The sequence below is a fragment of the Shewanella baltica genome (assembly GCF_900456975.1).
Lineage (GTDB): Bacteria > Pseudomonadota > Gammaproteobacteria > Enterobacterales > Shewanellaceae > Shewanella > Shewanella baltica.
This window is the reverse complement of sequence record NZ_UGYM01000002.1, coordinates 5,016,441-5,043,273: the sequence shown is the minus strand read 5'-3', so window position 1 is coordinate 5,043,273 and position 26,833 is coordinate 5,016,441. Positions and strand designations below refer to the sequence as shown.

Below are 26,833 nucleotides of genomic sequence, written 5' to 3'. Positions count from 1 at the left end.
ATTACTCCTCGCGAGTCACACGTAGCACTTCTTCGAGAGTGGTGATGCCCGCGAGCACTTTGCTCATGCCATCGTGACGAATGCTCGGCACTGACTGACGGATATACTTTTCGATGGCTAACTCACCGCGGCCGCCATGGATCAATTCGCGGACATTGTCATCAACCAGCAATAATTCATGAATACCGGTTCGACCACGGTAGCCATTGTTACCACAGGACTTACAACCATTGGCGCGGAAGATACGTCTGTCGTCATCGGCCGCTATGCCCAGTAACTCACGCTCACGTGCATCGGGCACATGCTCAATTTTACATTTGGGACAAAGGGTACGGATCAAACGTTGCGCCAACACACCGAGCAAACTCGATGATACAAGGAATGGCTCAACGCCCATGTCTTGCAAACGCGTAATTGCGCCAGAGGCCGTGTTGGTATGCAGGGTTGAAATCACCATGTGACCAGTCAGTGATGCTTGCACCGCAATTTGCGCGGTTTCGAGGTCACGGATTTCACCTATCATCACCACATCGGGATCTTGACGCAAAATTGCGCGCAGACCTCGAGCGAAAGTCATGTCAGCCTTAATGTTAACTTGGGTTTGACCGATACCGTCTAGCTCGTATTCGATTGGGTCTTCGACAGTAAGTATGTTGGTGTCTTTTGAGTTGATCTCAGTCAGACCCGCATACAAGGTGGTACTTTTACCCGAACCCGTTGGGCCAGTGACCAGAATGATGCCGTGGGGGCGACGAATAAGATCTTCAAACTTAACCCGAATACTGTCGGTCATCCCCAATTGCTCTAAATCGAGGTTGCCAGTATTTTTATCCAGCAGACGCAGCACGACGCGCTCACCATGGCTCGATGGCATGGTCGATACCCGCACATCCACCGCACGACCAGCAATACGCAGGGAAATACGGCCATCCTGTGGTACACGTTTTTCGGCGATATCGAGGCGCGCCATCACCTTAATCCGCGACACTAACAGCGACGACAGCTTACGGTTTGGCTTAAGCACTTCCTTGAGCACACCATCGATACGGAAACGCACTATGAGCTGTTTCTCGTAGGTTTCGATGTGGATATCCGACGCTTCTTCTTTAATCGCTTCAGATAACAAGGCATTAATCAGTTTGATGATAGGCGCGTCATCATCACCTTCGAGCAAGTCTTCGGTCTGCGGCAGCTCTTCGGCAAGGGTGAATAAATCCATCTCGTTGCCGATATCTTCCATCAACTGCTGCGCTTCAGACGAGTTAGCCTGATACGCTTGAGTGAGTTTGGCCTCAAACTTAGCGACTTCGAGCTTAACCAAAGGCAAATCAACACCCGAATAACGCCGCGCTTCGAGCATGGCCGTTAACGGTGTTTTGCTGGTATAAAACAAGCTCAACTCGCCCGTTTCACCCGGCGCGAGCACCACATCGTGGCGATGGGCGAAGGCAAAAGGTAAGCGCTCTTTACTGCTCGAACGAAACACCTCATCACCTTCAGCTTCCAGACCTAGCTCATTGGAGACTTGGCTGAGGTCATCGACTTGGGATAATTGTATTTCACTCATTGGTTTTATCTTTATTCTTGTTTTCTTCCAGTGACTTTAAAGTCGGATCCGTTTGGCGCATCTGGGCATCTAAACCTTTGCCTTCTTTGTAACGCTCTAAAATCGCGTTAACTTCTGGCGGCAAATACTCTGATTGATTCCATTCTTCCAACACAGGCACTTTTGTATTTGGCATTAAGTTAACGCCACGCTCTTGCTGCTCAAGTTGTAATGCTCTGAAATAGTTATATTTACGCCCAGCAATCCCTTCCATTGTGATGCCATCACGGATAATGGTTGGTTTGATGAAGATCATCAGGTTTTTCTTGGTCTTTTTGCTCGAAGAAGATTTGAATAAATGTCCCAAAATAGGAATGTCACCCAAGAAAGGCACTTTTTGCACACTTTCTTGCACTTCTTCGTTGATCAAGCCCCCCAGAACCACAATTTGCCCTGAATCAGCCATAACGGTAGTGGTTAAACGGCGTGTCGCAAAGGAAATATCCACACCTGTATTACCGTTAACTCCTGATACTTCCTGCTCAATCGTCAGCTTAACCGCATTGCCTTCGTTGATCTGCGGCACCACTTTCAACTTAACCCCAACCTCTTTACGTTCAACGGTTTGGAATGGGTTGCTATTGTTAGAGCTGGCGGTAGAGCCCGTCAGAATAGGCACTTCATCACCGACGATGAAAGATGCTTCTTGGTTATCTAAGGTGGTAATAGAAGGTGTCGCCAGTACGTTTGAGTTAGTGTCACTGGATACGGCTTGGATCAGCGCACCAAAGTCACCCATGGCCACACCCCATGCCATACCGTTCACTTTACCTAAAGCTTGTGCGAGCAAGGTAACATCACCTTGTTTATCTGGATTTCGCTTACAATTGTCTAAATTAGTGCCAGAACAAACAAGATCCCCCTCGGTAGGCTGTGCAGCCCAAACACCCGCACCAATCTCACCGATAGTTGGGCCTAAGTTATTAAACTGAGTGCCGCCGCCCGCTTTAGCCGCCCATTGCACCCCAAAGCCAACGTTATCGCCCTCAGCCACTTCCACGATAATCGCTTCAACTAACACTTGAGCACGGCGAATATCGAGCTGATTAATCACGCTCTCGATAGTGCGCATCTGATCGGGCTCGGCGCTGATCACTAAGGCATTGGTTTCAGTATGCGCCATGATATTGATTTCATTACGGCGTTTACCACCTGCAGCTTGAGCGCTTGGGTCTTTATCACCCTCTAATTTTTGGGCAAACCCTGTCAGCACTTCAACTAAATCTTCGGCCTTGGCATAACGTAAGTAACGCACCTTAGTGTTGCCGGTGCTGGCTTGCTCGGCATCGAGACGATGAATAAGCTCGACCACACGTTGGCGACTCTTTTCATCACCGCTAACAACCACAGCGTTGATGCGTTCGTCGGCAACCACTTTTGGCGCTTGGCCTGGCAATTGAGCTTGGTTAGCCGTGGCACGGTAAAGGGTATCGATAATTCGTACCATTTCCCCCGCAGAAGCGTATTCGAGCGGCACGACTTGTACTGAAGTATCGCCCTGCTTATCTACGCGGCGGACAATTTCAACCAACTTATTCACCACGGCAGCACGGCCAGACAACATCAAGACGTTGGAGGGATCGTAGTTCACTACGTTACCGCCACCCGCGTTATCATTTAATTGGCGTAACAGCGGAGCTAATTGCTTGGCCTCAGTGTTATACAGCGCCACGATACGCGTGACCATCTCATCGCCTATCCCAGGTTCGGCATCATTAGCCACTCGGATTGCTGCAGTTTTGGCGTCTTTGTCTTTGATGACTTTGATGACGTTATTTTCCATCTCGACGATGGCATAACCGTAGACTTGTAAGACGTTGAGGAAGAACTGGTAATACTGTTCATCGTTCAGCAGATCATAACTGCGAACGTTGATTTTACCGCGGATCGTCGGGTCGACTATGATGGTCTTGTTCAAGTTTTTACCAACTATGTTGATAAACTCTTGAATATCCGTGCCCTTAAAGTTGGCCGCATACTGTTCAGACCAAGCGAATTGGGAGGAGAACATGGCTGCACCCGCAACAATCCCTGCAATCAGCTTGCGTCGAATCCTTTTGTTATTCATTCTTTTTCTTTCCTCTAACGCGTGTTATTGCGGCAAACTAAACATGATTTCAACCAATTGTCCTTCCCGTTCAACCATAATTGATACTTCGGTTAACTCGGATAATTGGCTCATCATTTCTAACGCCTGACTCATTACGGTCAAGTCGTATCCATTAATCGATTTAGCTAAATCATTGGCTTTAAAACCCGCCTGCTTGAACAAATTGGCGTCTTTACCCGGATTCAAACGATAACCTGCCACAGAATCACCCTGTCTCACGGGTGAAATGGCAATGTAATCGGTGATCTTACTGGGGTCGGCTAACAATTCGGTGCGGGATTCGGCGAGTTCTTGGGAAATATCGGCATTGTTACGTTGATCAACACGGCTCACTGCCGAGCCAGCCTTATTACTTTTAGCTTGTTGTAACTGCTGATTGGCTGGGCTTTGGCTGGTGTACACTAAGCCATCGAGCATTAAGGTCTCGTAACGGCCAGCGTTAGTGATGATGATACGGTCGGCATAGACTTCTTTGAGTGATGCAGATGTGCCCTTGATCTTATCGCCGAGGCTATAAGTATCTTGGCTGCCGTTTGACTCAATAATTGCGAGGCCTTTCTGGTCCGCTGTCGATGCGACAACCCCAGTCAGCTGAATTGAGAGTGTGGTCTTAGGTGCGTCTGTCACAGTCTCGACTGCTTCGACTTTAGGTTTATCAGATGTCGCATCCGCCTTACCAAAGAGTCCAAGCTGCTGCAGACCTGCGAGATCAACCTGACCGGCACCTTTGCCATTCACGCTTACGGGCGTTGGGGACCAAGCACTGGCTGATGAGCTAGTAGGCACTAATTTCCATGTAATTTGCGCAGCTAACAACATGATCACAATAAAGCCCAACCAGAAGACGATCCGGCTTAGGGGTTTATGGGGCATGCCAATGGCTTTTGCGATAACTTTATCTAATAAATCCATATTTTATGTGGACCCTCGATACAGGTCTCTGTTCTGATTATAATAATTAGGCAATAACCGCCTCATGCTAACCTAGGCTGCATTTGGCAACAAGCCCTTAACAGCATTCAAATTGGCGAAAATAGGCCAATTATGCTAACTTTGCCCGCCACAAAAGGGTGTGAAGCACGCCACCCTTTAACATAATAGAAATGCACTTCACGCATTTTCTTGCTCGGCATGTGAACTCATCGATCTTTTAGCTGGAGACACTATGACTCAAGGTCAAAGCGACAAAACAGACATTCGACTCGATAAGTGGCTTTGGGCTGCACGTTTTTATAAAACCCGTGCCATCGCCAAAGAAATGATTAACGGCGGCAAAGTACATTACAACGGCCAGCGCGCCAAATCTAGTAGGAATGCCGAGATAGGCGCCGTCCTTAAGATACGCCAAGGATATGACGATAAAGAGATCGTCATAAAAAAATTATCGCAATTACGCCAAAGTGGTGCGATTGCACAAGAATTGTACGAAGAAACCGCGACTAGTCTGGCTAAACGGGCCATTAATGCTGAGCAACGACGTCTCAACATGCTCAATAACCCGATACCCGATCAGAAACCAGATAAAAAGCAACGACGCCAGCTCATGCGCTTTAAAGACCTTTAACAGTGAGATACACGATGAACCAAGATACTTTACACCGCTACTTGTTCGACAATGCCGATGTGCGTGGTGAACTGGTGCAGTTACAAGACAGCTATCAACAAGTGATCAGCGCCCAAGAATATCCAGCCGTACTGCAAGTATTACTGGGTGAATTAATGGCGGCCACCTCACTATTAACGGCGACATTGAAATTTAGCGGCGATATCAGCGTACAGTTACAGGGCAATGGTCCTGTTTCTTTAGCGGTGATCAACGGTAACAATCTACAAGAGTTACGCGGTGTGGCTCGCTGGAATGCTGAACTGGCCGATGATGCCAGCCTTACCGATCTTTTCGGTCAGGGCTATATGGTCATCACCTTAACACCCGACGAAGGTGAACGCTACCAAGGTGTGGTCGCACTCGACAAGCCAACGCTAGCGGCCTGCGTTGAAGAATACTTCAATCAATCTGAACAGTTACCAACAGGCATTTGGTTATTTGCCGACGGCAAACAAGCGGCGGGCATGTTCCTACAAATTCTGCCAAGCCAGCAAGATCACAACGCCGACTTCGAACACTTGAGCCAACTAACGTCGACCATCAAGGCCGAAGAGTTATTCACTCTTGATGCAGAAAGCGTATTACATCGCCTATATCATCAGGAAGAAGTGCGCCTATTCGATCCTATCGATGTGAGCTTTAAGTGTACTTGCTCCCATGAACGCAGTGCCGGCGCGATCAAGACCTTAGATCAAGCTGAAATCGAAGCCATTCTCGCCGAAGACGGCAAGATCGAAATGGGCTGCGAATATTGCCACGCAAAATACATTTTTGATGCCATAGACGTAGCGGCATTATTTGCGAACGGTCAGACGTCAACGACCCAGCAATAATCGGTTAACCGGATCATCAAAGTTAAACAATATGGGCGCCCGATTCGGCGCCCATTTTTTATTCATACCTACAATCCCCTCACACATTGCACTCGGCTTAGGCTACAATCGCCTCACTTTGTTACCTAGCAAAGCTTAGGTGATAAATAAAATAAAATCGGCAGACGATCGATAACAAAATAACCTTACAAATCAAATGGAGACCTCACTATGGCGGATGGATTAAACCGCGTTCACTTTAACCCCTCAACAGCACAACTTGTCGAATTTGCCCTGCTACGCGGCGAAGGTGAATTGACAGCCAATGGCGCATTAGTCGCTAAAACAGGCGCTCGCAGTGGTCGCTCACCCGGCGATCGTTTTATCGTAAGAGAACCCAGTTCAGAAGCAGAGATTGAATGGGGCCCAGTCAATCAAGCTTTCGATCCAGGTGCTTTTGAAGGTTTATGGGCACGGGTTGAAGCTTACCTAGCCGATAAAGAACTGTTTGTCTCAGATCTCGAAGTCGGTGCCGATACAGAGCATTACCAGCCAGTACGTGTGACCACGCAATACGCTTGGCACCAACTGTTCGCCCGCAATCTATTTATCATTCCTGAAGAATTTAATCGTAAAGACAAACCTGTGTGGCAGATCATCAATGCTCCTGACTTTGTTTGCGATCCAGAACGTGATGGCACTAACTCAGATGCGACCGTGATTTTAAACTTCGCCGAACGCAAAGTGCTGCTCGCGGGCCTGAAATACGCTGGCGAAATGAAAAAGTCTATGTTCTCAGTGCAGAACTTCCTACTGCCAGCCCAAGGCGTGCTACCTATGCACTGCTCGGCCAACGTAGGTAAAGATGGCGACACTACGCTATTTTTCGGTTTATCTGGCACAGGTAAAACCACACTCTCTGCCGATCCTAAACGCTTCCTGATCGGTGACGATGAACACGGCTGGGCACCTGGCGGCGTATTCAATATTGAAGGCGGTTGCTACGCCAAATGTATCGATTTAAGCCAGAAGAATGAACCTGTTATTTGGGATGCGATTCGTTTCGGCACTGTGCTTGAAAACGTCGTAATGGACGAACACCGCGTACCCAACTACAAAGACAGCAGCCTGACGGAAAACACCCGCGCGGCGTATCCGCTAGAGCACATCGCCCAACGTAAAGAAGATAACTGCGGTGCCGAGCCACATGCCGTTGTGTTCTTAACCTGCGACGTATCTGGCGTATTACCACCAGTTTCTATCCTGACCAAAGAACAAGCGGCATACCACTTCTTGTCTGGCTACACGGCTAAAGTGGGTTCGACTGAAATCGGCTCAACCTCAGCGATCCAATCGACCTTCTCGACCTGCTTCGGTGCACCTTTCTTCCCACGCCCTGCTGGCGTGTACGCTGAACTGTTAATGAAGCGCATTGAGTCATTCGGTAGCCAAGTGTACTTAGTCAACACCGGCTGGACTGGCGGTCCACACGGTGTAGGTAAACGTTTTGACATCCCAACCACCCGCGCCATCGTCGATGCGATTGTAAGCGGTGAATTGAAAGATGTTGAAACCGTCCACTTAGACACATTGAACCTCGCCGTTCCTGTGGCAGTCACAGGCGTAGACAGCAACTTACTCAACCCAATCAACACTTGGAGCGATAAAGCGCTATACGCCGAATATGCCCAGAAGCTGGCCGAAGCTTTCACTAAAAACTTCGCTAAGTATCAAGTGTCAGACGCTATCCGCAACGCTGGTCCAAAGGCATAAACGCTTAAGTATTAAGCCATAGCCTTACTTGTAAAAAAGCGCCGACCCAGCAATGAGTCGGCGCTTTTTATTGTCGTGCCAAAGGCAAATACTTAGTCTTGATGCTATTAAGATCCCACAGAGTCAATGCTGCACGACCATTTAAAGCTCAGCGACTCCCTCATTAAAGATGGATGGACGCTTAATATCTCCCAACGGCATCATTGCGACGGCAACTATATTGGTGGGCATCCGAATTAAATTTATATAGCAGATGTTGCAACAGCCCCAAAAATAACAATTCACCAATCCGGCAGCTAAAATCGCACCATTAAATAAACTTTATTCATTTTTAAGCTAATAAATTTAAGTATTCTTCATTTGACATTAACGTGATTTAGACTTTGGTTATTTTGAAACCAAGGTTGGTAATGTTTCACAATCCCCTGCTATGCAATTGTGGTACTTTAGCCGGACAAAAAAGTGTCGGGCATTGGCTTTTAGCCTAGAGTAGGCCTTAATCACTAAGGTTTACGGCGTCTAGATTCAAATCGTCTACATGACACAAAATGCTGCGGCAACTGGGGAGTTTCGCAAGAATGAAGAGCAAGAGTTTATTAGGCAATATTGGTGTGCAAGTGGTTATTGCCATGATTATCGGCGCGCTAGTCGGTTTTATCATGGGCGAGAGTGCAAGCGTGTTTGCACCACTCGGAACCATTTTTATCCATTTAATCAAAATGCTAGTGATCCCACTAGTGTTAGTTTCTATCATCAGCGGTGCCGCGAGTTTAGGCGATAGCCCATCGGCGGGTAAGATAGGCATCGGCACTTTCGGCTTCTTTATCGTGACATCTGGCATCGCCGTGGTGCTGGCGTTGGTGATGGGAAATCTGTTCCAACCGGGCGCGGGTGTTGATTTCACTGCCCACAGCAGCTCAGATTTGATGGAAGTAACCAAGGAACACGGCGCATTGCCTGGGGTGATGGATACCTTTATCGGCATGATCCCAACCAATGTGTTCGAATCGCTGAACGGCGGTAACATCTTACAAATCTTAGTCTTTAGTATCTTCTTCGGTATCGCGCTGACTAAGGTTAAAGGCGATGGTGCTAAGCCTATTTTGGCCGCACTCAACACTGTCGTCGACGCCTTTGTGTGGATGATCAACTGCGTGATGATCATTGCGCCTATTGGTGTATTTGGTTTGATGGCCGATTCCGTGGGCACCTTCGGTTTCGATGCGTTAGAAGTGGTATTTAAGTTATTCGCCGTGTTTGTGGCCGCGATTCTGATCTACGGTTTTATCTTCTTCCCATTGGTGGTGCAGCTCTTCTCAAGAGTGTCGGCACGCCAGTTTATTTCGGCAATGAAGAAACCACAGGTGATGGCGTTATCGACCGCCTCGTCAATGGCGACGCTGCCGGTGAATATGGAAACCTGCGAGGAAGATCTTAAAGTCTCTAAGGCAACCACAGCCTTCGTGCTGCCGTTAGGCGCCACGATCAATATGAGCGGCAACGCGATTTATTATGGTTTAGTGGCCATGTTCTTCGCCCAAATGTATAACGTCGACCTGTCGATGACGGCCTATGCGGCCATTATCTTCACCTCAACCTTAGGAGCGATTGGTCAAGCGGGTGTGCCCGGTCCGTCTTTCTTAGTGGTGGCAGTGCTGTTAGCGGCTGGCATCCCTATCGATGGTTTACCTTTGCTATTTGCCTTAGACAGAGTGTTTGACATGATCCGCACCGCACTCAATATCACTGGCGATGCGGCTTGTGCCTTGATCATGGATAAGTACACAGAAGTTGAAGTTAAAGCGGATAGCGAGCGCAGCTTAAGCTAGCGAATACAGTCACTCAACACTTCAAATACCGGCTTGAATAGGCAAGGCTTATTCAAGCTTTTTTATGCCTGCTGCACGGCATAACACTCCCGCTTCTACACACGACTGTTCAGCCAATCCAATTCAAATATCTGAATTTAAATGTGATCTCTCCCGCGCTATCCACTAAGCTCAATTTGCTAGATTTCGCAATTCGTATTTCTTTCTGGCGCAATAGCCGCAAGTGACACGGTTTTTCTGCGATACTGGCTCTACGTAATGTCGCTTGGCTAACGCCCAAAGGAATTCTGCCCTATGTCTGTATTTGCCCCAGCCACCCCCTTTGCCGACTTTATCTATCGTCATTTCCGTTCAGTCCACGCCTTAAAACTCGGTTTAGCCCTGCTCGTTGCTGTCACTATTAATGCGATTTGGGCGCCGCCGCATTTTATTTGGAGCATGGTGACGATTGTTGTCATCATGATGAGCCTGCCGCAGGTCGGCGGCGCGATTGAAAAGTCACTGCAAAGAGCGATAGGTACCTGTTTGGGCTCAGCTTATGGGGTGATGCTGGTTGCCACAGTTGACAGTTATTGGCTGATCATGAGCCTGCTGATCTTAGCCGTCAGTTTGATTTGTTTTATCTCTGCCGGACGCTACAGCTACGCCTATTTAGTGTCAGGATTTACCATCATCATAGTGGTCGGCGATGCAAATCACGATACCTCCGAGGCACTGTGGCGCACGGCCAATATACTTTCTGGCTGCGTGATCGCTATTTTGGTCTCGCTGTTTATTTTCCCGATCAAAGCCAAACAAGATTGGCGCTCTCAACTCACTCATGCCATCGACAATATGGCCGAAGTACTAGCCCAGCATCTTAAGGCGCCAGCTAATCACGACCTCGATTTTCGCGCTAAACTCGAAACGGCCATGAAAGCGGTATTAACCCAAAAGAAGCTGTTTTTCTCCCTAGAATGGGAAAGCCAAACCTTAAAAAAACATAAAATACTGCTGGCGGAATTGGTCAATAAACAGGTTCGGCTGATCACCTTACTCGAATTGTTGCCTTTGAGTCGCTGGCAGGAAGCCGACAAAGAGGCTTACCACCAAATCAATCGCGTCGCCGCCGAGCTGACCGCCCATCTTCAAAGGCTGAGTGAATTTGTCGCAGGTAAAACCGCATCTTTACCCACACTGCCCACCGCCCTAGGGCAAGAGTTGCAACTCAGATTACAACTCAGCTTGGCCGCCCAGACACCGAATTCGGCCCCTTTAGCAAATGAAGTCGCGCAGGGATTTGCCCTCACGGGATACGGCTGGCTTATCTATCAACTCGCCATCGCCGTCGAAGCCCTCTACGCCGATATCGAGATTATCGAAATCGCCTATCGCGGACAAACCGTGTTACACAAAACTGCCAAGCGTTCATAAGCCGTTACCACGGGGAATCACAGCTAAAAATCACTCTCGCGAACCAAGATAACCCCTTGACCGCCCTTGCGTTAACGGGGCGTTTAATGAAAAGATACCGTCCTATTAAAAATTCGATATCTGGACTCTTTTCATGCGCTTATTTTCCCTCTCCGTTATCGCCATTGCCTGCCTTTCTGCCGGCAGTCTCTACACTGTCGATGCTGTTGCCAACGAGGCAAAAACCTTAGCCAAAACAGCTCAAGCATCTACTGAGTTGTCGGCCTCAACGCCAGTCGCTGCGGCGCAAACCGTTACCGACAAAACGCCAGTTGAAACCCCAGTAGCAACAGCGCCAGAGGATGTGAATCCGGCTGCGAATACCCAAGCAACCGAACCCGCTGCGACTGTCGCAACCTATGCCACCACTGTAGCGCCAGAGCCCGCGCCGACTCCTGAGCGAACCAACACCTTTGTCAACGATGCCATTTTACCGCCGAGCATCACTTGGCATGGCGCCAGCGAATCGCTCATGTTAAGTGTTGATAGCGAGTGGGCGACGCCGTTTGAGCAAAGTGGCGGTATTGAAAGTCCAAGCTACGATGCCACTATCGCTTGGCTCGACAAACTCGCGGGCGAGACCGATAAATTACAAAAGGTGAGCCTAGGTAAGAGCCCACAGGGGCGCGATATTTGGATGTATATCGCCAGCAGTGAAGGCATTAATGAGTCGGCACGCCTCAAGCAAAACACTAAACCAACTGTGTTAGTGCAAGCGGGGATTCATGCCGGAGAAATCGACGGTAAAGATGCCGGCATGATGCTGCTACGCGACATTATTAAGGGCGATAAAAGCGCCCTGCTGGATAAAGCCAACCTCTTGTTTGTGCCTATGTTTAGTGTCGATGCCCATGAGCGCAGCGGCGAATTTAATCGTGTGAATCAACGCGGTCCTGTGAATATGGGCTGGCGCACTACCGCAAATAATCTCAACCTTAACCGCGATTATGCCAAGGCCGATACCTTAGAAATGCAGCACATGCTGCGCGCAATCAACGTCTGGCAGCCTGACTTGTATATCGACGTGCATGTCACCGACGGCATCGACTATCAATACGATGTCACCTTTGGTTATAACCTAGCCCAAGGGTTAAGCCCAGCCAGTTACCGCTGGCTCGAAAACAGCTACAGACCCGCGGTTGAAGCGGCATTAACCGAGCAAGGCCATATTCCCGGCCCGCTGATTTTTGCCGTGGATAACGCCGATATCACCAAAGGCATGTCGCTGTGGAATCCTAGCCCACGCTTCTCTAACGGTTATGGCGATGCCCGCCATTTACCCACTATTTTGATTGAAAACCATAGCTTAAAACCCTTTAAGCAAAGGGTGCTCGGCACCTATGTGATGCTGGAGCAAACCCTCAAAACCGTGGGTGAACAGGCGACTAAACTGAAGAGTGCAATTCAAGAGGATAAATATCGCGCTTCACCGCTGATCACCCTCACGTGGAAATCGGCACCGCTCGCAAAAGGTTGGGACTTTAAGGGTATAGATTACCAGCTAGAGCAGAGTCCGATTAGCGGCACAGAGGTGGTGCGCTGGAGCGGTCAACCTAAGCTGTACCCCAACTTGCCCGTGATCGCCGAGACTGTGCCCGATATTAAAGTCACTCGTCCGAGTGCTTACTATATTCCGGCTCAATGGACGCAGGTGATTGATCGCCTGAACATACACGGCATCCGCATGACGCGCCTGACCAAACCGACCGAGTTGAAATTACAGCAGTACAAACTCAGCAATCCTGTGTTTAACACTAAGGATTTTGAGGGCCATCAAACGGTCAAAGCCGAGTCAGAGTTGACGAAAGTCAGCACCACTCTGCCCGCTGGCACCATTAAAATCAGCACAGATCAACCTCTGGGCGATCTGGCGGTTTTACTGCTGGAGCCGCAATCACCTGATTCCTTGCTGCAATGGGGTTTCTTTAATCCTATCTTCACCCGCACTGAATACATTGAAGATTATGCGGTTGAGCCGCTGGCGGCCAAGATGCTAAAAGATGATCCTAAGCTGCAGGCTGAGTTCGACAAGGCACTGACCAACGCCGAATTTGCCGCCGATCCCGAGGCACGCCTGCGCTGGTTCTATGAACGCAGCCCTTACTACGATAACCGTTACCTTAAGTATCCGGTTTACCGTAGTCGTTAATCCTCGCCAACACAAACGGCTAGGATTACGCGGGCTTACGAGCACTTATGCTATACACCAAGGGCACATTCTGCCCTTGGTGTGTTAACACATAACGACCATCGGCTTGCGCTTCGAGCCCTTCGAAACAGTTGTACGGGCTGAAATCAAATTCGTGGAAGAACTCCAACACTAAGCCCGCCTGCAATAACGCATTGATCACTTCCGATAAACTGTGTGACCAACACATTAAGGTTTGCTGATCATCACCGGCATTTTCGGTATAAGTGCCTTCCTGCTCTATATCTGGCTCACCCCGATTAAAATAGCTATAACCATCGAACAACTGCTGCGCCGGATGAAACTCGGCCATGTAAAACTGTCCGCCGGGTTTTAAACAGTCAGCAACCGTCTGCGCCCACAGGGTTAAATCTGGCAGCCACACAATGGCACCATAGGACGTAAAAACAATATCTTGCGGCTCAACCTTGCTCGCCACACTGTAAACATCGCTACAAATAAACTCGGCGGACAATTGTGTCTGCTGCGCCAGCTTTTGTGCTTCATCAATCGCCACCTCAGACAAATCAACGCCCAGTACTTTAGCGCCCATGCGCGCCCACGACAGGGTATCTAAGCCAAAATGGCATTGCAGATGCAGCAAGCTTTTCCCTGCCACATCCAGCTCGCTAAGCTCGATTTCCCGTAATGAGCAATTCCCACGCAGGAAGCCCGCCACATCGTAAAAATCCGAGGTTAAATGTACCCGAGTGCGCGCATCCCAAGCCGTCTTGTTCGTCGTTAAATAATCCATCTGCATCCCTTCTTATGTTTTTTGTATTTTTTGTATTGTCTGTATGTTTGCTCGGCCAGACCTATGAGGCTCAAGCTAACTCAATAAATGAGCAATTTCACTAATCTGTGAGTAAATCCCTCATTAGGCGGACATGTCCACACAGCCAAGCGCGGACACTTTTATTTTAAATCATTGATTATAAATGAAACTTAAAATTGGCATGGGCTGTGCAATGTCTTATCCATCGCAAGACGACTCAGCACTCACACGAATAACGAGTGCCAGATAAACAAGGAAGCTAACATGTCACTACGCCCATTTATATTCACCCTCGCTTTTATATTGGTGTTTACCGCAGGGGTATCGCTCACCGGCTGCATTATTAATGTCAACGCCGCTGGCATGCCGGATTTAGACCACCAGCAACGCGAACTCACACTCGATAGCCAAGACTTGCAAGGCCTGATTGCCGAGACTGGCGCAGGCAGCCTCGAAATTATCGGTGTCGAAGGCCTTACCCAAATTAAACTCGTCGCCGACATCTATAGTAATAAGGACGGTAACGACGACAGCAAAGTCATTCTCACCCTTGAGAAAAAGGCTAACAAAGCCAAACTCAAGGCCGATTTTGAACAAAGCGGTTTTAATAATTACTCGCCCTATATCGATCTAAAACTTCAATTGCCTGCGAATTTAGCACTGGATATCGATGACGGCTCAGGCGCCATTTTGATCAGCAAGATGACAGCAGATATCAATGTCAAAGACGGTTCAGGCGAACTCATCATCAACGGCGGTAACAATGTCAGCATTGATGATGGCTCTGGTGATATTGAAGTCAGTCAAATCAACGGCAACCTAACCGTTGAAGATGGCTCTGGTGCCATCAAGGTGATTGATGTTCGCGGCAATATCGCCATCGATGACGGTTCAGGCAACATCGAAGTCGCCAATGTGCAGAGCCCAGTGACCATCACAGATGGCTCAGGCAACATTAATGTCTTTAATACTAAGGGATTAACGATTCTTGCGGCAGGTTCTGGCGATGTGAAATTTAACAAAATCGACGGCCCAGTAAGCATGGAATAACGCGCCGCTTTACCACTCTATACCCAAAGGTTTTACTAACTTCCCGGCGTAGAGACTGATGTTGCAACGGTTCCCAGCCAAGATGTCAGTCTTCTACCCACCCTTTTAAGCTTGTGCCCGACTTATGCATTTATGCCACTAACCCCTTGTAGTGGCATCTTTTTAGCTCTCGATTCTTACTTCTCCAACCACAATGCAGGCCAGTCGTTGGTAAAGTTTTACCTATTTGTCTTTTCGGAGCAAAATTTGACTATGGATGTCTCGATATACTCGTATTTATTATTCAAGCCAAAGCTAAATTATCTACCACTCATTTCTACTAGCATTTGACGTCATGATTTTTTTGACTTTCTTGAAGAAAACTGTTTGAACCTCAGATGGTTGGCCGCCTACATTTATTATTTCTGAAATTAACTCTATTGAGGATGTTCTTTGTGCCTCAGAAAAGCTCTCTAGTGAAAGTTTTAATACTTTCTCAGGTGCTTGAAAAACATCTTCTCCTGATCCTAAAAGATAAACACTTGCACCAATCAGTTGTACAGCATCTTTTTCAGACTGATTGAACGTCTTTTGAAATATAACCTTTAGTTTTTCTTTTTCTTCAATTGAAAGATCACCGTCAATTTTCGCTGCTGCAGTTGCTATCAAAGCAATTGCATCAATTGGCTTATTAAGACCATAGGCGGGATGTCCAGTTGATTGCTTTAACCATGCGCGGCGACGCTGCCAAGCCCACGGGTTAAACCAGCCTATGTCAATCCCCAATCTATCCAATGCAAAAAGCACTGTTGCTAATGCCGTTAAAAATCCAATAATAATATGCACAATAATTCCTTTATTATTCGAATGCAGAACTAAAAGACATTACTTAAGTTCGAAATATACTTCGTTTGTAATTATCCAGTAACAAGAAAAGTGGTCATAAACAGGATCATTACAGACATCCAATCTTGAAGTTCCATTTTCCACTTTTTAGCTAAGTTTATCGAGACACCTCTTGTGAAATTTTTGATGTCGCGATAACTATTTGTGTCAATCCGGACTTTTGTAGTAAAACTATCACTTAACATCGAGATCAAATACCACACTGATAGATGCTGAAAAAACCATATTCTCCTGCAGATATTGCCCTGTCACTTGAGGTTTCCCCATACGTGAACCAATTCGCTCGATTCCATTGTTGGCACCATAACGGCCAATGCTGTCATCTGTTGAAGAACCAATGCTGTAAATTTTGCCAATAGTAGCCCCAAAAGCGTTCGCCAATAGACTTCCTCTTTCTTTAGCATCTGCAACAGCCAAGGCTCTAGCCTCATTTTTAAGCTCAGCCTCTTTCGAGGATTTCAGCTCAACGCGTGTGATTTCATCAAGTTGTACACTTAAGGCAAAATCCATAAAAGCGTTTAGATGTTCTAAGTTATTGAGGGTCACTTTTAAATTGCGACTAGCTCGGTAACCATCAAGCACACGTTTTTCATTATCACCGAAGGAATACTCGGGCGCTGTCGAGATTGAGGACGCAGAAACATTTTTCTCATCGACATTAAATTTGCCAAGGCCTAACAAAAGCTTGTTAACCCTATCATCTGCATCATTTTTAGCTTCGGCACTACTCGCTTTTAAGCTTTCCACCTCAAGATAGACCACTGTATATACTGAGACACCCATTGTTAAATTTTGCAACGTAACGACAGAATGCAGGCTAACAGAATACTCAGTGGTTAACGGGATTAAGCACTGACATGGAAGTGACCGTTGACGGCATGGATGCCGTCGTCGAGCCTATAGGGATATATTCACGGCGTGTCACTGGAATGACAGTGCTTAATCATTACACGTGTACACCAATGATTTAGCTCTTTTATCTCGCACTATCTATATTCAGCAGATTCAATCAATGCCAGCTTTTGACTACGGCTTAACTTTTTAACTGCGATCTCACGTCGCAGTGCATCGCCGTGACTACCAACCTGCTCTTGATACATCAGCGTTAATGGACCTTTACCGCGCAGATACTTAGCGGATTTGATGCTACCCGACTGATGCTCGCTAAAGCGTCGCGCTACGTCAGTGGTGACACCTGTGTATAAATGCCCATTGGCACAGCGGACGACATACAAGTACCAGAGAGATGATGACTTTATGGGTGTAGGCTTCAGAGGTGCAGGATTTAATGGTACGGGATTCAGCGAAGCTTCTGTCACTGCATCTTTGGCAATGACAGCACTAGTCACTGGGGCAAGTGCGTCTGCCCCCAGTGACTCATGTTGCTGTAAAGCGCCTATGTCCGTATTGCCTAGGCTGACGGCTGATTCGGTCACTTACGAATGACCTACTTCGCCATACCTAACAGACTCAAGAAGAACGCATATTCTTGGGCTGTGTCTTGGTATTGGCGATAACGACCACTCTTACCACCATGGCCGGCTTCCATATCCACGTTAAGTAACAAGACTTTATCGTCACTCTTGTACCATTGGTTTTTAACATCGCGCAGCTTAGCCACCCACTTGGCGGGTTCAAAATACTGCACCTGTGAATCATGCAAACCCGTCGTCACTAACATGTGTGGGTATTCTTGCTCAGTGACATTGTCATAAGGCGAGTAACTCAGCATATAATCGAAATAGGTTTTCTCGTTCGGATTGCCCCACTCATCGTACTCATTGGTCGTCAGCGGAATCGACTCGTCCAGCATAGTGGTCACCACATCAACAAACGGCACATGGGCTGCGATGGCAAAATACTTGTCCGGCGCTTGATTAGCAATTGCGCCCATTAGCAAACCACCCGCGCTGCCGCCAGAGGCGACGACCTTGTTTTTATCGCCATAACCTTGTGCCGTTAATGCCGTGGTTACATCGATAAAATCATGGAAGGTGTTTTGCTTATTCAACAGCTTACCGTCGTCATACCAAGGGCGGCCGAGCATTTCTGAACCGCGCACATGGGCGATGGCATACACAAAACCGCGATCGAGCAGACTGATAACGGATGAAGAAAAGTCTGGTTCAACTGTGTAACCGTAAGATCCATAACCATATTGATACAGAGGGTTAGTGCCGTCTTTGTTGAATTTATCTTTACGATACACCAAAGAAACAGGCACTTTTACGCCATCACGAGCGGTAATAAACACACGTTCGGCACGATATTGGCTGGCATCGAAGCCGCCTAAGACTTGATCTTGTTTCAATAAATCCCGTCTATCGGGATTCACCAGCGAATATTCGTATACGGCTTCTGGCGTTGTCAGGCTAGAGTAGAAAATGCGTAACTTATTGCTGTCTTGCTGAGAATTAACATCTAACCCCATCACATAGGCAGGCTCATCAAAGCTCAATTCGAAGGGCTTTTGACCGTTGAATGGCATCACTTTAATGCGCGTTAGGCCATTTTCGCGGGTCTGAATAATCAGATAGTCCTTGAGCACTAACTCGTCTTCGATACGGGCATTGGGGTTATGCGCAACCACTTCTTGCCACTTAGATTTGTCCGCCGCATCTTTAATGGCGACCTTCATCAAACGGAAGTTTGTCGCCTGCCAGTTGGTAAGAATGTAATAAGTATCACCCAGCTTAGACACGCTGTATTCGTGACCTTCTTCCCGCGCTAACACTGGCTTGAATAAACCCAAAGGATCCTTGGCATCGAGCACTGACACTTCGCTCGTTGTGGTGCTCTCTTGGAACAACACAATTTGCGATTCATCTAAGGTTTTGCCCAGCGAGATATAAAAAGAATCGTCTTGTTCTTCATACACTAACACATCGCTCGACTGCTTAGTGCCCAACTCATGGCGATACACTTGGTAGCCAAGTAAGGTCTGCAAATCTTTGGCGATATAGAACACATGTTTGTTGTCGTTCGCCCACACCACTCGACCTTCAGTGTTTTCAAGCACGTCGACGATCATGTCACCCGAGGCCAAATCTTTAAAATAGATGTGGTATACACGGCGGCTGAGGACGTCTTCGCCAAAGGCCAACATGGTTTCATCTGGGCTGACACTCGCGCCGCCTAAGCCATAAAACTCATGGCCCTTAGCTCGCTCGTTAACATCCAGCATCACTTGCTCAACGCCATCGGCGCCCTTACGGCTGATTAACGGATATTCGCCGCCTTCTTTATAACGACTGTAATAGCTGTGCTGGTGCCATTGGTACGGCACGCTCGACTCATCGGCGACTAAGCGCTCAGTTAATTCTTTAAAAAGGCCATCTTGCAGCGGCTTTAAGGGTTTGAAATAAGCCGCAGTGTAGCGATTTTCGGCTTCGAGATGGGCCAACACTTTAGGATCTTTGCGTTCATCGTCACGCAGCCAATAGTAATCATCGGTGCGCGTTACGCCATGCAAAGTCATCACATGGGGAATTTTTTCAGCAACTGGGGCGGGTACTTGCCCTTTTGAGGTCGAACAACCGGATAACAACATGGCAATACCTAAAGTTAGCAGCAGAGATCGCATTTATACGTCCTTGTGACGTCCATAACGACCGTCGCAGAATGCAACGGCAAGTCAATAAGCTTATGTGTTCAATATGATAGTGGTCAGGTGTGCACTAGCGCAAACATTGAACGCGAGAAGTTGCCATTCACGGTAAATAAGAGCAACATAACCGCGTTTTTGAGCGCAAACGGCTCAAAAGCAAATTCTCAGGGCGGGGTGAAACTCCCCACCGGCGGTAAATGGGTAACAGCGAAGTGATTATTTTACTGAGCATCCCCAAAGCCCGCGAGCGCCCGAAATCACTTTCGGGGTCAGCAGATCTGGTGCCTTAGATTTTGCCGAGTGCAAAACTGACTATTCCAGAGCCGACGGTAATGGACTGTTTGCTTTAATGGCGACAGTGCTGAGTCCGGATGGAAGAGAATGTAAGACAACACCTTGTGGTATTTAAGTGCAACGCGCTTATGTATCGCAGTGTTAGCCTCATGTTTTGCAATAACTTCACCCCAAAGTGAAGTGATATTGCTACAGCAAAATCGAGCCATTAGGTTTGATTAGGTTGTATTTCTGCACGCCCTGATTCTGGATATTCCAATGTCGTATTTTTTAAGGATATTAACCATGAATCAGTCTTTACTTGCTCCTTTTGGTACTGCTATCGAACGCGTTGAAGCGGGTCTTAATGCCCTGCGTCAAGGCCAAGGTGTGTTAGTGGTCGATGACGAAGATAGAGAAAACGAAGGCGATTTAATTTTCGCTGCCGAGACGCTGACGAACGCCCAAATGGCCATGCTCATCCGTGAATGTAGCGGTATTGTTTGCCTGTGTTTACCCGATGAAAAAGTCAAAGCCCTCGAACTGCCTGCTATGGTCGAGCACAACTCGAGCCAATACGGCACGGCTTTCACTGTAAGTATTGAAGCAACTGTCGGTGTAACGACTGGGGTTTCTGCCGCTGACCGCGTGACCACCATTAAAGCCGCGATTGCCGACAACGCTAAGCCAAGCGATCTCGCTCGCCCTGGCCATGTGTATCCACTTCGCGCCCAACCGGGCGGCGTGTTAACTCGCCGCGGCCATACCGAAGGCACGATCGATTTAGTGCAACTCGCTGGCTTAAAACCCGCAGGTGTATTGTGTGAAGTCACTAACCCAGACGGTACTATGGCGCGTTTACCCGAAATTATCGCCTTCGGCGCACTGCACAATATGCCTGTGCTGACGATTGAAGACATAGTGGTCTACCGTAAATCGCTACTGGCGAAGGTCGGTTAAGTCAGACCTCAATGGCCTAAACTTAGGTCATTAGCTAAAAAATAAAGGACGTTTCGCTGCGGCAAACGTCCTTTTTATTGGGCGTTATTTGCAGCCCAACTTCGCCTATCCCACTTTTTATATCTTCCCTGAATCACTGCCCATGGAACATGAAATAAAGTCATTCTTTCGAATGGCAAAAACTGTCTCACATCACAGACAAATGAAATGTTTGTTTGATAGGCACAAAATATGCTAATAAAAATAGCTGTTTAGCTCGATATATAACAATTTGCTTAATTTCGTGACCTAGATTAGATATCCATAAACTAAAGGTCGCGGTGACTGGCCGCCTATGTTAAATATTCTCACCCTGTGCCTAGTTCCATTTTCAACTCAAGTTCAACGTGATGACGTTGAATTTCTTTTTTTGACTAGGCGAACGAGTGGAGTGATCTTTAATGCCGTCAGCGTTACACCACCTTAGTTTGAAGCAAAAGCTCATACTATTTTCGCTTGTCCCCTTGTTGATGATGAGTTTTTTTATCCTGACGCGCATGCATGGCTTAATAAATGAATCACACTCGGCCAAGCACAACCATCTTGCGGTGCAGGCGACGGTACACATCACCGAATTACTGTATCAGTTGCAGAACGAATATGGTCTGAGCACCAATCAACTGCCCGCCGATAACGCGCTAGTCACGCAACAACAGGCGACCTCCAAAGCTCTCGATACGTTACTTAACAGTGAACCTTTAGCCCACCTCAGTGAGTCGCTCGATCCTAAGAGTATTGAAGCCAGTCAGATGAACGCATTATTAGATGCCATCACACTCACAGGCCACAGACTCGCCAACGCACGTCAAACTCTTGCGAGCGAAACACAAGGCTCGTTTAGTGATCTCTATAGTCAACTGCACACTCAGCTATTACAGCTCATTCAACTATTGCAGTTACAAACCAACGAAATCAGCCAATCCCGCGCCTATACCGATTTAATAAACTTGCTGATGGTGCAAGAACTCGCCGTAAAAGAACGTAGCGCGATCAATCATTTGCTGCTCAGCGACTCACTCAATTTGAATGATTACCGCACCATAGGCTCCTTCATGTATGAATATGGCCGAGCTGTGATGCACGCGAGCAGTGCCGCGATTTCCGATAGAAAATCGTTACTGAAAAACCTGCAAGATTCGCCAGAGAATCAACGTATTCTGCAAATTAGCCAACAAATCGAGCAACAAACCCGCATTAGCGCACTGGCACAGAATATTAATGCCAACTTAGGTTACGGTGGCTTAATGGGGAGTTTTCAGGACTATCTGCTGAAGGGCGATGACGTTTCACTGCAAAAATTTAATGATGCGCTAGCGAACATTCACCTCAACTTAGATGAACTCAATCACGAAATTCGCTTTCTCCCCGAATTTAAGTCGGCGCTGAAAACCATTGAGAACAGCGTAGATCAATACCAGTTCAGCATGGTCAAGCTAAAGCAACTGCGGCAGCAAGGTTTGCCGATGGCGGAGATCAACGCCATCGCGCAAGTCCCAGCCAGTGAGGACAAGTTAAGCCAAGCGATGACACAGCTGTTAATGCCGCCACACCCGATTGACAGCCAAAAATGGTGGGGACTCACCACAAAGCGTATCGAACAACTGCATCAACTCGCCAAGGACATCACCCAGACCATGGCGCAGCAGAGCGAGTATCAACAAAACCAAGCCCTGACCTTCCTCGGCTTGTACTTGTTATCAGCCCTATTTACCGCAACCGTTACACTCTGGCTCGGACAGAAGATCATTCGCAACTTTATGGATAAAATCACTAAGATTGCCAATGATATGCAGCAAATGGCGGAAGATCCCAAGCTCAATATCAATATCCGCGTCTCAGGTACCGATGAACTGGCTCGCATGGCTCGCGCCATGAACCGCATGATCAGCGAACGGCAGAAGGCAAACCATGCTCTCACCCGCGCCGCTGCGGTATTTGACTATTCTGCCGAGGGCATAATGGTGACTGATGCCGACAACCATATCGAACTGGTCAATCCGGCTTTCTGCAATATTACTGGCTATACATTGGAAGAAGTGAAAGGCCGCAGTCCATCCCTTCTCAGTGCTAACCGTCACCCACAGCACTTTTACACCGCCATGTGGGAGTCGCTGCAAACAGAAGGAAAATGGGAGGGCGAGGTTTGGAATAAGCGCAAAAATGGCCAAGTGTATCCCGAGTATTTAGCCATTACTGTGGTGCGAAATGAGCAGGGGAAAATAATCCAACACATTGGTTTATTTATGGATATCAGTAAGCGTAAGCAATATGAGCAAGATCTTTGGTATCAAGCCAACTTCGATGCGTTAACGGGCCTGCCTAATCGTAAGTTGTTTAATGAGCGCCTGCAGCACGAAATCCATGTGGCGCAGCATGACTCACGCAAACTGGCGATTCTGCTGATTGACTTAGACCAATTCAAATACATCAACGATGTGCAAGGCCATGCCACGGGCGACTTATTACTTAAAGATGTGGCCAAGCGCTTAGAAAGCATTGCGGGTAAAACCGACTTTATCGCCCGCATCGGGGGGGATGAATTTGTGCTTATATTGCCGCGACTGACTAACGAACTCGCCATCGAACACATGGCAACGCGTATTATCGAAACCTTAGGCATACCATTTGACTTAAATGACCGCGAGATCCAGATTTCAGCCAGCTTTGGTATCGGCGTCTATCCCGAAGATGGCCTCGATGTCAGCTCACTCACCCGCAATACCGAAACCGCCATGTATCAAGCCAAAGATGCGGGACGGAATAATTTTAAATACTTCACCGCGGGTATGAATCAAGCCATGTTCGCCCGGATGGAATTAGAGCAACGCCTGCGCCGCGCCGTGGCACAAAATGAATTTGCCCTGCATTATCAACCCATAGTGGATATGCAAACTGGAGTGGTCTGCAGCGTCGAAGCCCTTATCCGCTGGCAAGACCCCGACTTTGGCCTGATCCCACCAGATCAATTTATCCCGCTGGCCGAAGAAACCGGACTGATAGAACCTATGGGCGAATGGGTGCTCAACCAAGCCATGCATGATTTGAGGCAGTGGCAAAAAAGTGGCCTAAAAATCAATGTCGCGATTAATGTTTCCGGTCGCCAATGCATCAACACCCGCGGCATGGGATTCGACCAAGTGCTGCAGGAATGCTTTAACCGCCACCATGTAAACCCGCGCAATGTGCATATTGAGATCACTGAGAGCATGCTGATGGGCGATGCCAGCCATTGCTTGAGCACGCTAGAATCGATTCGCCATTTAGGCTCGCAAATCTATATCGATGACTTCGGTACAGGTTATTCTTCCCTGAGTTATTTGAAGAAATTCCCGATTTCTGTGATTAAAATCGACCGTAGCTTTGTGGAAAATGCCCTCGAAAGTAACGCTAATGCTAACTTAGTCAAAGCTATCGTCATGATGGGGCAAAGTCTCGAAATGGAGTTAGTGGCCGAAGGCATAGAAACCGAGGCCCAGTGGCACTTCCTGCGGGATCTAGGTTGCCACTTTGCCCAAGGATATTTGATCTCTAAAGCACTGCCCTTCGACGAGATCACGCCCTTGCTGCACATCAAGCACACAGCACTGCTTAACCACGATTACCAAGATAGATGCGTGAATATCTAAGATGCTGAAAGCTAGCAACTAATAGCAAAAAGAATTGAAGAATAAATAGCAAAAAAGCAGCCTAGGCTGCTTTTTTGTGGCAAATAAAACGGACTTAAGCCTGTGGTTGGCCTTGACCGTTCATTATGCTTTCGCCGCCCTTAGAGGCTAACTTAGCTAAATCTTTATCAATAAAGAACAGCGCCTTACCATCTTCACCCACTAAACGTATCTTATCGACAATCGACTTAAACAGCTTTTCTTCTTCGTGCTGCTCGGCCACATACCATTGCAGGAAGTTGAAGGTTGAATAGTCTTGATTCGAAAAGGCAGCATGGGCCAAGGCATTGATCTGACTGGTAATCAACTGCTCATGTTCATAGGTGAGTTCGAACAGAGCCAGCAGCGAATCAAACTGTGACTGTGGCGCTTCGATAGCCCCTAACAAAGGTAAGCCACCGGTTTCACTCACATAAGTGAACAGACGACGCATATGGCCCATCTCTTCGTCCGCGTGCTCACGCATAAACTTAGCTGCACCTTCAAATCCCTGATCTTCACACCATGCGCTCATTTGCAGGTATAAATTTGAGGAGAAGAACTCCATATTAATTTGTTCATTCAACTTTTCGATCATAGTGGCTGACAGCATAGTAAATCCTCTTTTGCATTCGAACTGAATCATGGGGCACATTGTCATCAAGGGGGTCGACAAAAGCAACAAAATTTACCTTTAGATTTTTAGCTAAGTTAATGATTCATTGATAAAAATGATTTTCATTTGTCCAGCGACTCGCGTTCAGCCTTCGACTTAGCTGCGCAAATTGCGTTACTTCTTGCTAGGGTATCATCCAAAGTGGCAGGAAAAACTGACTGGCCTATCACAGAAACTCACATGCAAATCATAGCCATCGCCGATCACCGTGGCATAATAGCCAATCATAGTCAGGTGGAAATTCATTCAGCGTCATCACGACCCATTGCATATAAGGCAGACCCTCATGTCCGTAAAAGCCGATCCTTGTTCGCAACCTAGCTTAATGCATCCAGATCAAGCTATTCCCCTTTTGCTCGAACAAGTTAGCCCAGTGTCAGACACCAAAGTCGTATTGCTTCCCCATGCCCTTGGCCGCGTCCTTGCCGAAGATCTCGCTTCCTGCATCGACCAGCCCCCCTTCGACAACTCCTCCATGGACGGTTACGCCTTCCGTTTTGTCGACTTGAATACGCAAACCAATCACACCTCATTGCGCCTTATCGGCACTTCGTTCGCCGGCCATGGTTTTGAAGGTGAAGCCAAACCTAATACTTGCATACGGATCATGACGGGCGCGCCCGTGCCTGCGGGTTATGACACAGTACAAATGCAGGAAGAAGCCAAAGTTGAAGGTGAGATTATTCATATTCGCCATCCTAAGGCGCAAGGTGCCAATGTGCGTTGCCGTGGCGAAGAGCTGACCCAAGGCACTAAAGTACTTACTGCTGGTATTGCAATTGGCGCCGCCGAGCTCGGCGTGTTAGCCACTATTGGTATCAGCCAAGTACGAGTCTATCGTCAACTTAAGGTGGCGTTTTTCTCCACGGGTGACGAACTGCGTCCGGTTGGCAGCGAACTCGCGCCAGGGCAAATTTACGATTCAAACCGTTACTCGATTCAAGGTTTACTCAGCCGCGCTAATGTTGAATGGCTCGATTTAGGCGTGATTGCCGATGATCCTGAAGCCATACGTCAGGCATTTCGCCAAGCCGCCAGCCAAGCCGACATGGTGCTGACCTCGGGCGGCGTGTCGGTCGGCGAAGCAGATTTCACGAAACAAATTCTCGATGAAGAAGGCAAAATCACCTTCTGGAAACTCGCCATCAAACCAGGCAAGCCTTTCGCCATGGGCAAAATTGGCAAGGCGGTATTCTGTGGTTTACCGGGGAATCCCGTGTCTTCTATGGTGACGTTTTACAAACTCGTTTGGCCAATACTGAACAAGATGCAGGGTTTAACCCCAGTTGCACCTTTGATGTTAGACGCCACTCTGACAACACCTGTGCGTAAACAACCGGGCCGCGTCGAATATCAACGGGGCATTTTAAGCCGTAATGCACAAGGTAAACTCGAGGTTGCCATTACTGGTAGCCAAGGTTCTGGCATGTTGACTTCAATGAGCCTAGCGAACTGTTTCGTTTTATTGGAACAATTCCAAGGGGATACACCCGCAGGCACCCAAGTGACGGTCGAGCCCTTTAACAGCGTGCTCTGCTAGGAAAATCT

19 protein-coding genes and 1 riboswitch are annotated in these 26,833 nt (G+C 47.8%); of the genes, 10 read left to right on the top strand and 9 right to left on the bottom strand.

All coding sequences use genetic code 11. The features are described from left to right. Window position 1: 1 nt before the first annotated feature. From gspE to gspC, 3 genes are read right to left on the bottom strand one after another with little or no spacing between them, the layout of a single operon-like run. A complete protein-coding gene (gspE, locus tag DYH48_RS22480) occupies window positions 2–1,567 on the bottom strand; it encodes a type II secretion system ATPase GspE (protein WP_115335979.1) in 1,566 nt (521 codons plus the stop codon). Beyond that, window positions 1,560–3,674: a type II secretion system secretin GspD gene (gene gspD, locus DYH48_RS22475; protein ID WP_115335978.1), complete on the bottom strand. Its 2,115-nt coding sequence runs from the start codon at window positions 3,672–3,674 to the stop codon at window positions 1,560–1,562. The genes gspE and gspD overlap by 8 nt, the downstream gene beginning before the upstream one ends. 24 nt (window positions 3,675–3,698) lie before the next feature. Further along, a complete protein-coding gene (gspC, locus tag DYH48_RS22470) occupies window positions 3,699–4,628 on the bottom strand; it encodes a type II secretion system protein GspC (protein WP_006084927.1) in 930 nt (309 codons plus the stop codon). 253 nt (window positions 4,629–4,881) lie between these two features. Here gspC and hslR point away from each other — a divergent pair, with 253 nt between their 5' ends. The 6 genes from hslR to DYH48_RS22440 all read left to right on the top strand — a co-directional run bounded on the left by hslR (window position 4,882) and on the right by DYH48_RS22440 (window position 13,337). Further along, a complete protein-coding gene (gene hslR, locus DYH48_RS22465) occupies window positions 4,882–5,280 on the top strand; it encodes a ribosome-associated heat shock protein Hsp15 (RefSeq protein ID WP_006083650.1) in 399 nt (132 codons plus the stop codon). Between the two features lie 14 nt (window positions 5,281–5,294). Beyond that, window positions 5,295–6,155 (top strand): Hsp33 family molecular chaperone HslO, encoded by an 861-nt coding sequence (gene hslO, locus DYH48_RS22460; protein ID WP_115335977.1) that lies wholly within the window; start codon window positions 5,295–5,297, stop codon window positions 6,153–6,155. A 210-nt stretch (window positions 6,156–6,365) separates the two neighbouring features. Beyond that, entirely contained in the window at window positions 6,366–7,907 is a 1,542-nt protein-coding gene (locus tag DYH48_RS22455) for a phosphoenolpyruvate carboxykinase (protein ID WP_115335976.1), read from the top strand. Window positions 7,908–8,485: 578 nt separating this feature from the next. Continuing rightward, the gene (locus DYH48_RS22450) at window positions 8,486–9,736 is read left to right on the top strand and encodes a dicarboxylate/amino acid:cation symporter (RefSeq protein WP_063881968.1); all 1,251 of its coding nucleotides are present in this window, start codon (window positions 8,486–8,488) and stop codon (window positions 9,734–9,736) included. A 294-nt stretch (window positions 9,737–10,030) separates the two neighbouring features. Beyond that, window positions 10,031–11,149: an FUSC family protein gene (locus tag DYH48_RS22445; protein ID WP_115335975.1), complete on the top strand. Its 1,119-nt coding sequence runs from the start codon at window positions 10,031–10,033 to the stop codon at window positions 11,147–11,149. Window positions 11,150–11,282: 133 nt separating this feature from the next. Beyond that, entirely contained in the window at window positions 11,283–13,337 is a 2,055-nt protein-coding gene (locus DYH48_RS22440; RefSeq protein ID WP_115335974.1) for a M14 family metallopeptidase, read from the top strand. Window positions 13,338–13,362: 25 nt separating this feature from the next. On the opposite strand, the gene DYH48_RS22435 is transcribed toward DYH48_RS22440, so the two are convergent. Then, complete coding sequence (locus tag DYH48_RS22435) at window positions 13,363–14,130, bottom strand: class I SAM-dependent methyltransferase (RefSeq protein ID WP_115335973.1); 768 nt, start codon at window positions 14,128–14,130, stop codon at window positions 13,363–13,365. A 285-nt stretch (window positions 14,131–14,415) separates the two neighbouring features. Between DYH48_RS22435 and DYH48_RS22430 the strand changes: the two genes are divergently transcribed. Further along, on the top strand, window positions 14,416–15,201 hold the full coding sequence (locus DYH48_RS22430) for a DUF4097 family beta strand repeat-containing protein (RefSeq protein ID WP_115335972.1): 786 nt from the start codon (window positions 14,416–14,418) through the stop codon (window positions 15,199–15,201). Window positions 15,202–15,504: 303 nt separating this feature from the next. On the opposite strand, the gene DYH48_RS22425 is transcribed toward DYH48_RS22430, so the two are convergent. The 4 genes from DYH48_RS22425 to DYH48_RS22410 form a co-directional block, all read right to left on the bottom strand. Then, window positions 15,505–16,026, bottom strand: coding sequence for a hypothetical protein (locus DYH48_RS22425; protein WP_006083658.1), 522 nt, complete (start codon window positions 16,024–16,026; stop codon window positions 15,505–15,507). A 234-nt stretch (window positions 16,027–16,260) separates the two neighbouring features. Next, window positions 16,261–16,869, bottom strand: a complete 609-nt coding sequence (locus DYH48_RS22420) for an SIMPL domain-containing protein (protein ID WP_115335971.1) — start codon at window positions 16,867–16,869, stop codon at window positions 16,261–16,263. Window positions 16,870–17,072: 203 nt separating this feature from the next. Continuing rightward, entirely contained in the window at window positions 17,073–17,522 is a 450-nt protein-coding gene (locus DYH48_RS22415) for a GIY-YIG nuclease family protein (protein ID WP_115335970.1), read from the bottom strand. Between the two features lie 11 nt (window positions 17,523–17,533). Further along, window positions 17,534–19,669, bottom strand: coding sequence for a S9 family peptidase (locus DYH48_RS22410; RefSeq protein ID WP_115335969.1), 2,136 nt, complete (start codon window positions 19,667–19,669; stop codon window positions 17,534–17,536). Window positions 19,670–19,849: 180 nt separating this feature from the next. Beyond that, a riboswitch (FMN riboswitch) is annotated at window positions 19,850–20,080 on the top strand. A gap of 192 nt (window positions 20,081–20,272) precedes the next feature. Here DYH48_RS22410 and ribB point away from each other — a divergent pair. Together ribB and DYH48_RS22400 are read left to right on the top strand one after the other, a co-directional pair. Continuing rightward, window positions 20,273–20,926, top strand: coding sequence for a 3,4-dihydroxy-2-butanone-4-phosphate synthase (ribB, locus tag DYH48_RS22405; protein WP_006083662.1), 654 nt, complete (start codon window positions 20,273–20,275; stop codon window positions 20,924–20,926). A 440-nt stretch (window positions 20,927–21,366) separates the two neighbouring features. Beyond that, a complete protein-coding gene (locus DYH48_RS22400; RefSeq protein WP_115335968.1) occupies window positions 21,367–24,591 on the top strand; it encodes an EAL domain-containing protein in 3,225 nt (1,074 codons plus the stop codon). A gap of 94 nt (window positions 24,592–24,685) precedes the next feature. On the opposite strand, the gene ftnA is transcribed toward DYH48_RS22400, so the two are convergent. Next, entirely contained in the window at window positions 24,686–25,222 is a 537-nt protein-coding gene (gene ftnA, locus DYH48_RS22395) for a non-heme ferritin (protein WP_107946218.1), read from the bottom strand. A gap of 349 nt (window positions 25,223–25,571) precedes the next feature. On the opposite strand from ftnA, the gene moeA reads away from it, so the two are divergent. Continuing rightward, window positions 25,572–26,825 (top strand): molybdopterin molybdotransferase MoeA, encoded by a 1,254-nt coding sequence (gene moeA / locus DYH48_RS22390; RefSeq protein ID WP_115335967.1) that lies wholly within the window; start codon window positions 25,572–25,574, stop codon window positions 26,823–26,825. The last annotated feature ends 8 nt before the right edge of the window (window positions 26,826–26,833 follow it).

What these genes read in the sequence shown, in the direction of transcription:
- DYH48_RS22420 (WP_115335971.1), bottom strand. Translation starts at nt 16,869, where the DNA reads ATGGGTGTCTCAGTATATACAGTGGTCTATCTTGAGGTGGAAAGCTTA.
- gspD (WP_115335978.1), bottom strand. Translation starts at nt 3,674, where the DNA reads ATGAATAACAAAAGGATTCGACGCAAGCTGATTGCAGGGATTGTTGCG.
- ftnA (WP_107946218.1), bottom strand. Translation starts at nt 25,222, where the DNA reads ATGCTGTCAGCCACTATGATCGAAAAGTTGAATGAACAAATTAATATG.
- gspC (WP_006084927.1), bottom strand. Translation starts at nt 4,628, where the DNA reads ATGGATTTATTAGATAAAGTTATCGCAAAAGCCATTGGCATGCCCCAT.
- DYH48_RS22440 (WP_115335974.1), top strand. Translation starts at nt 11,283, where the DNA reads ATGCGCTTATTTTCCCTCTCCGTTATCGCCATTGCCTGCCTTTCTGCC.
- DYH48_RS22455 (WP_115335976.1), top strand. Translation starts at nt 6,366, where the DNA reads ATGGCGGATGGATTAAACCGCGTTCACTTTAACCCCTCAACAGCACAA.
- moeA (WP_115335967.1), top strand. Translation starts at nt 25,572, where the DNA reads ATGTCCGTAAAAGCCGATCCTTGTTCGCAACCTAGCTTAATGCATCCA.
- DYH48_RS22400 (WP_115335968.1), top strand. Translation starts at nt 21,367, where the DNA reads ATGCCGTCAGCGTTACACCACCTTAGTTTGAAGCAAAAGCTCATACTA.
- DYH48_RS22450 (WP_063881968.1), top strand. Translation starts at nt 8,486, where the DNA reads ATGAAGAGCAAGAGTTTATTAGGCAATATTGGTGTGCAAGTGGTTATT.
- DYH48_RS22435 (WP_115335973.1), bottom strand. Translation starts at nt 14,130, where the DNA reads ATGGATTATTTAACGACGAACAAGACGGCTTGGGATGCGCGCACTCGG.
- DYH48_RS22445 (WP_115335975.1), top strand. Translation starts at nt 10,031, where the DNA reads ATGTCTGTATTTGCCCCAGCCACCCCCTTTGCCGACTTTATCTATCGT.
- gspE (WP_115335979.1), bottom strand. Translation starts at nt 1,567, where the DNA reads ATGAGTGAAATACAATTATCCCAAGTCGATGACCTCAGCCAAGTCTCC.
- hslR (WP_006083650.1), top strand. Translation starts at nt 4,882, where the DNA reads ATGACTCAAGGTCAAAGCGACAAAACAGACATTCGACTCGATAAGTGG.
- hslO (WP_115335977.1), top strand. Translation starts at nt 5,295, where the DNA reads ATGAACCAAGATACTTTACACCGCTACTTGTTCGACAATGCCGATGTG.
- ribB (WP_006083662.1), top strand. Translation starts at nt 20,273, where the DNA reads ATGAATCAGTCTTTACTTGCTCCTTTTGGTACTGCTATCGAACGCGTT.
- DYH48_RS22410 (WP_115335969.1), bottom strand. Translation starts at nt 19,669, where the DNA reads ATGCGATCTCTGCTGCTAACTTTAGGTATTGCCATGTTGTTATCCGGT.
- DYH48_RS22430 (WP_115335972.1), top strand. Translation starts at nt 14,416, where the DNA reads ATGTCACTACGCCCATTTATATTCACCCTCGCTTTTATATTGGTGTTT.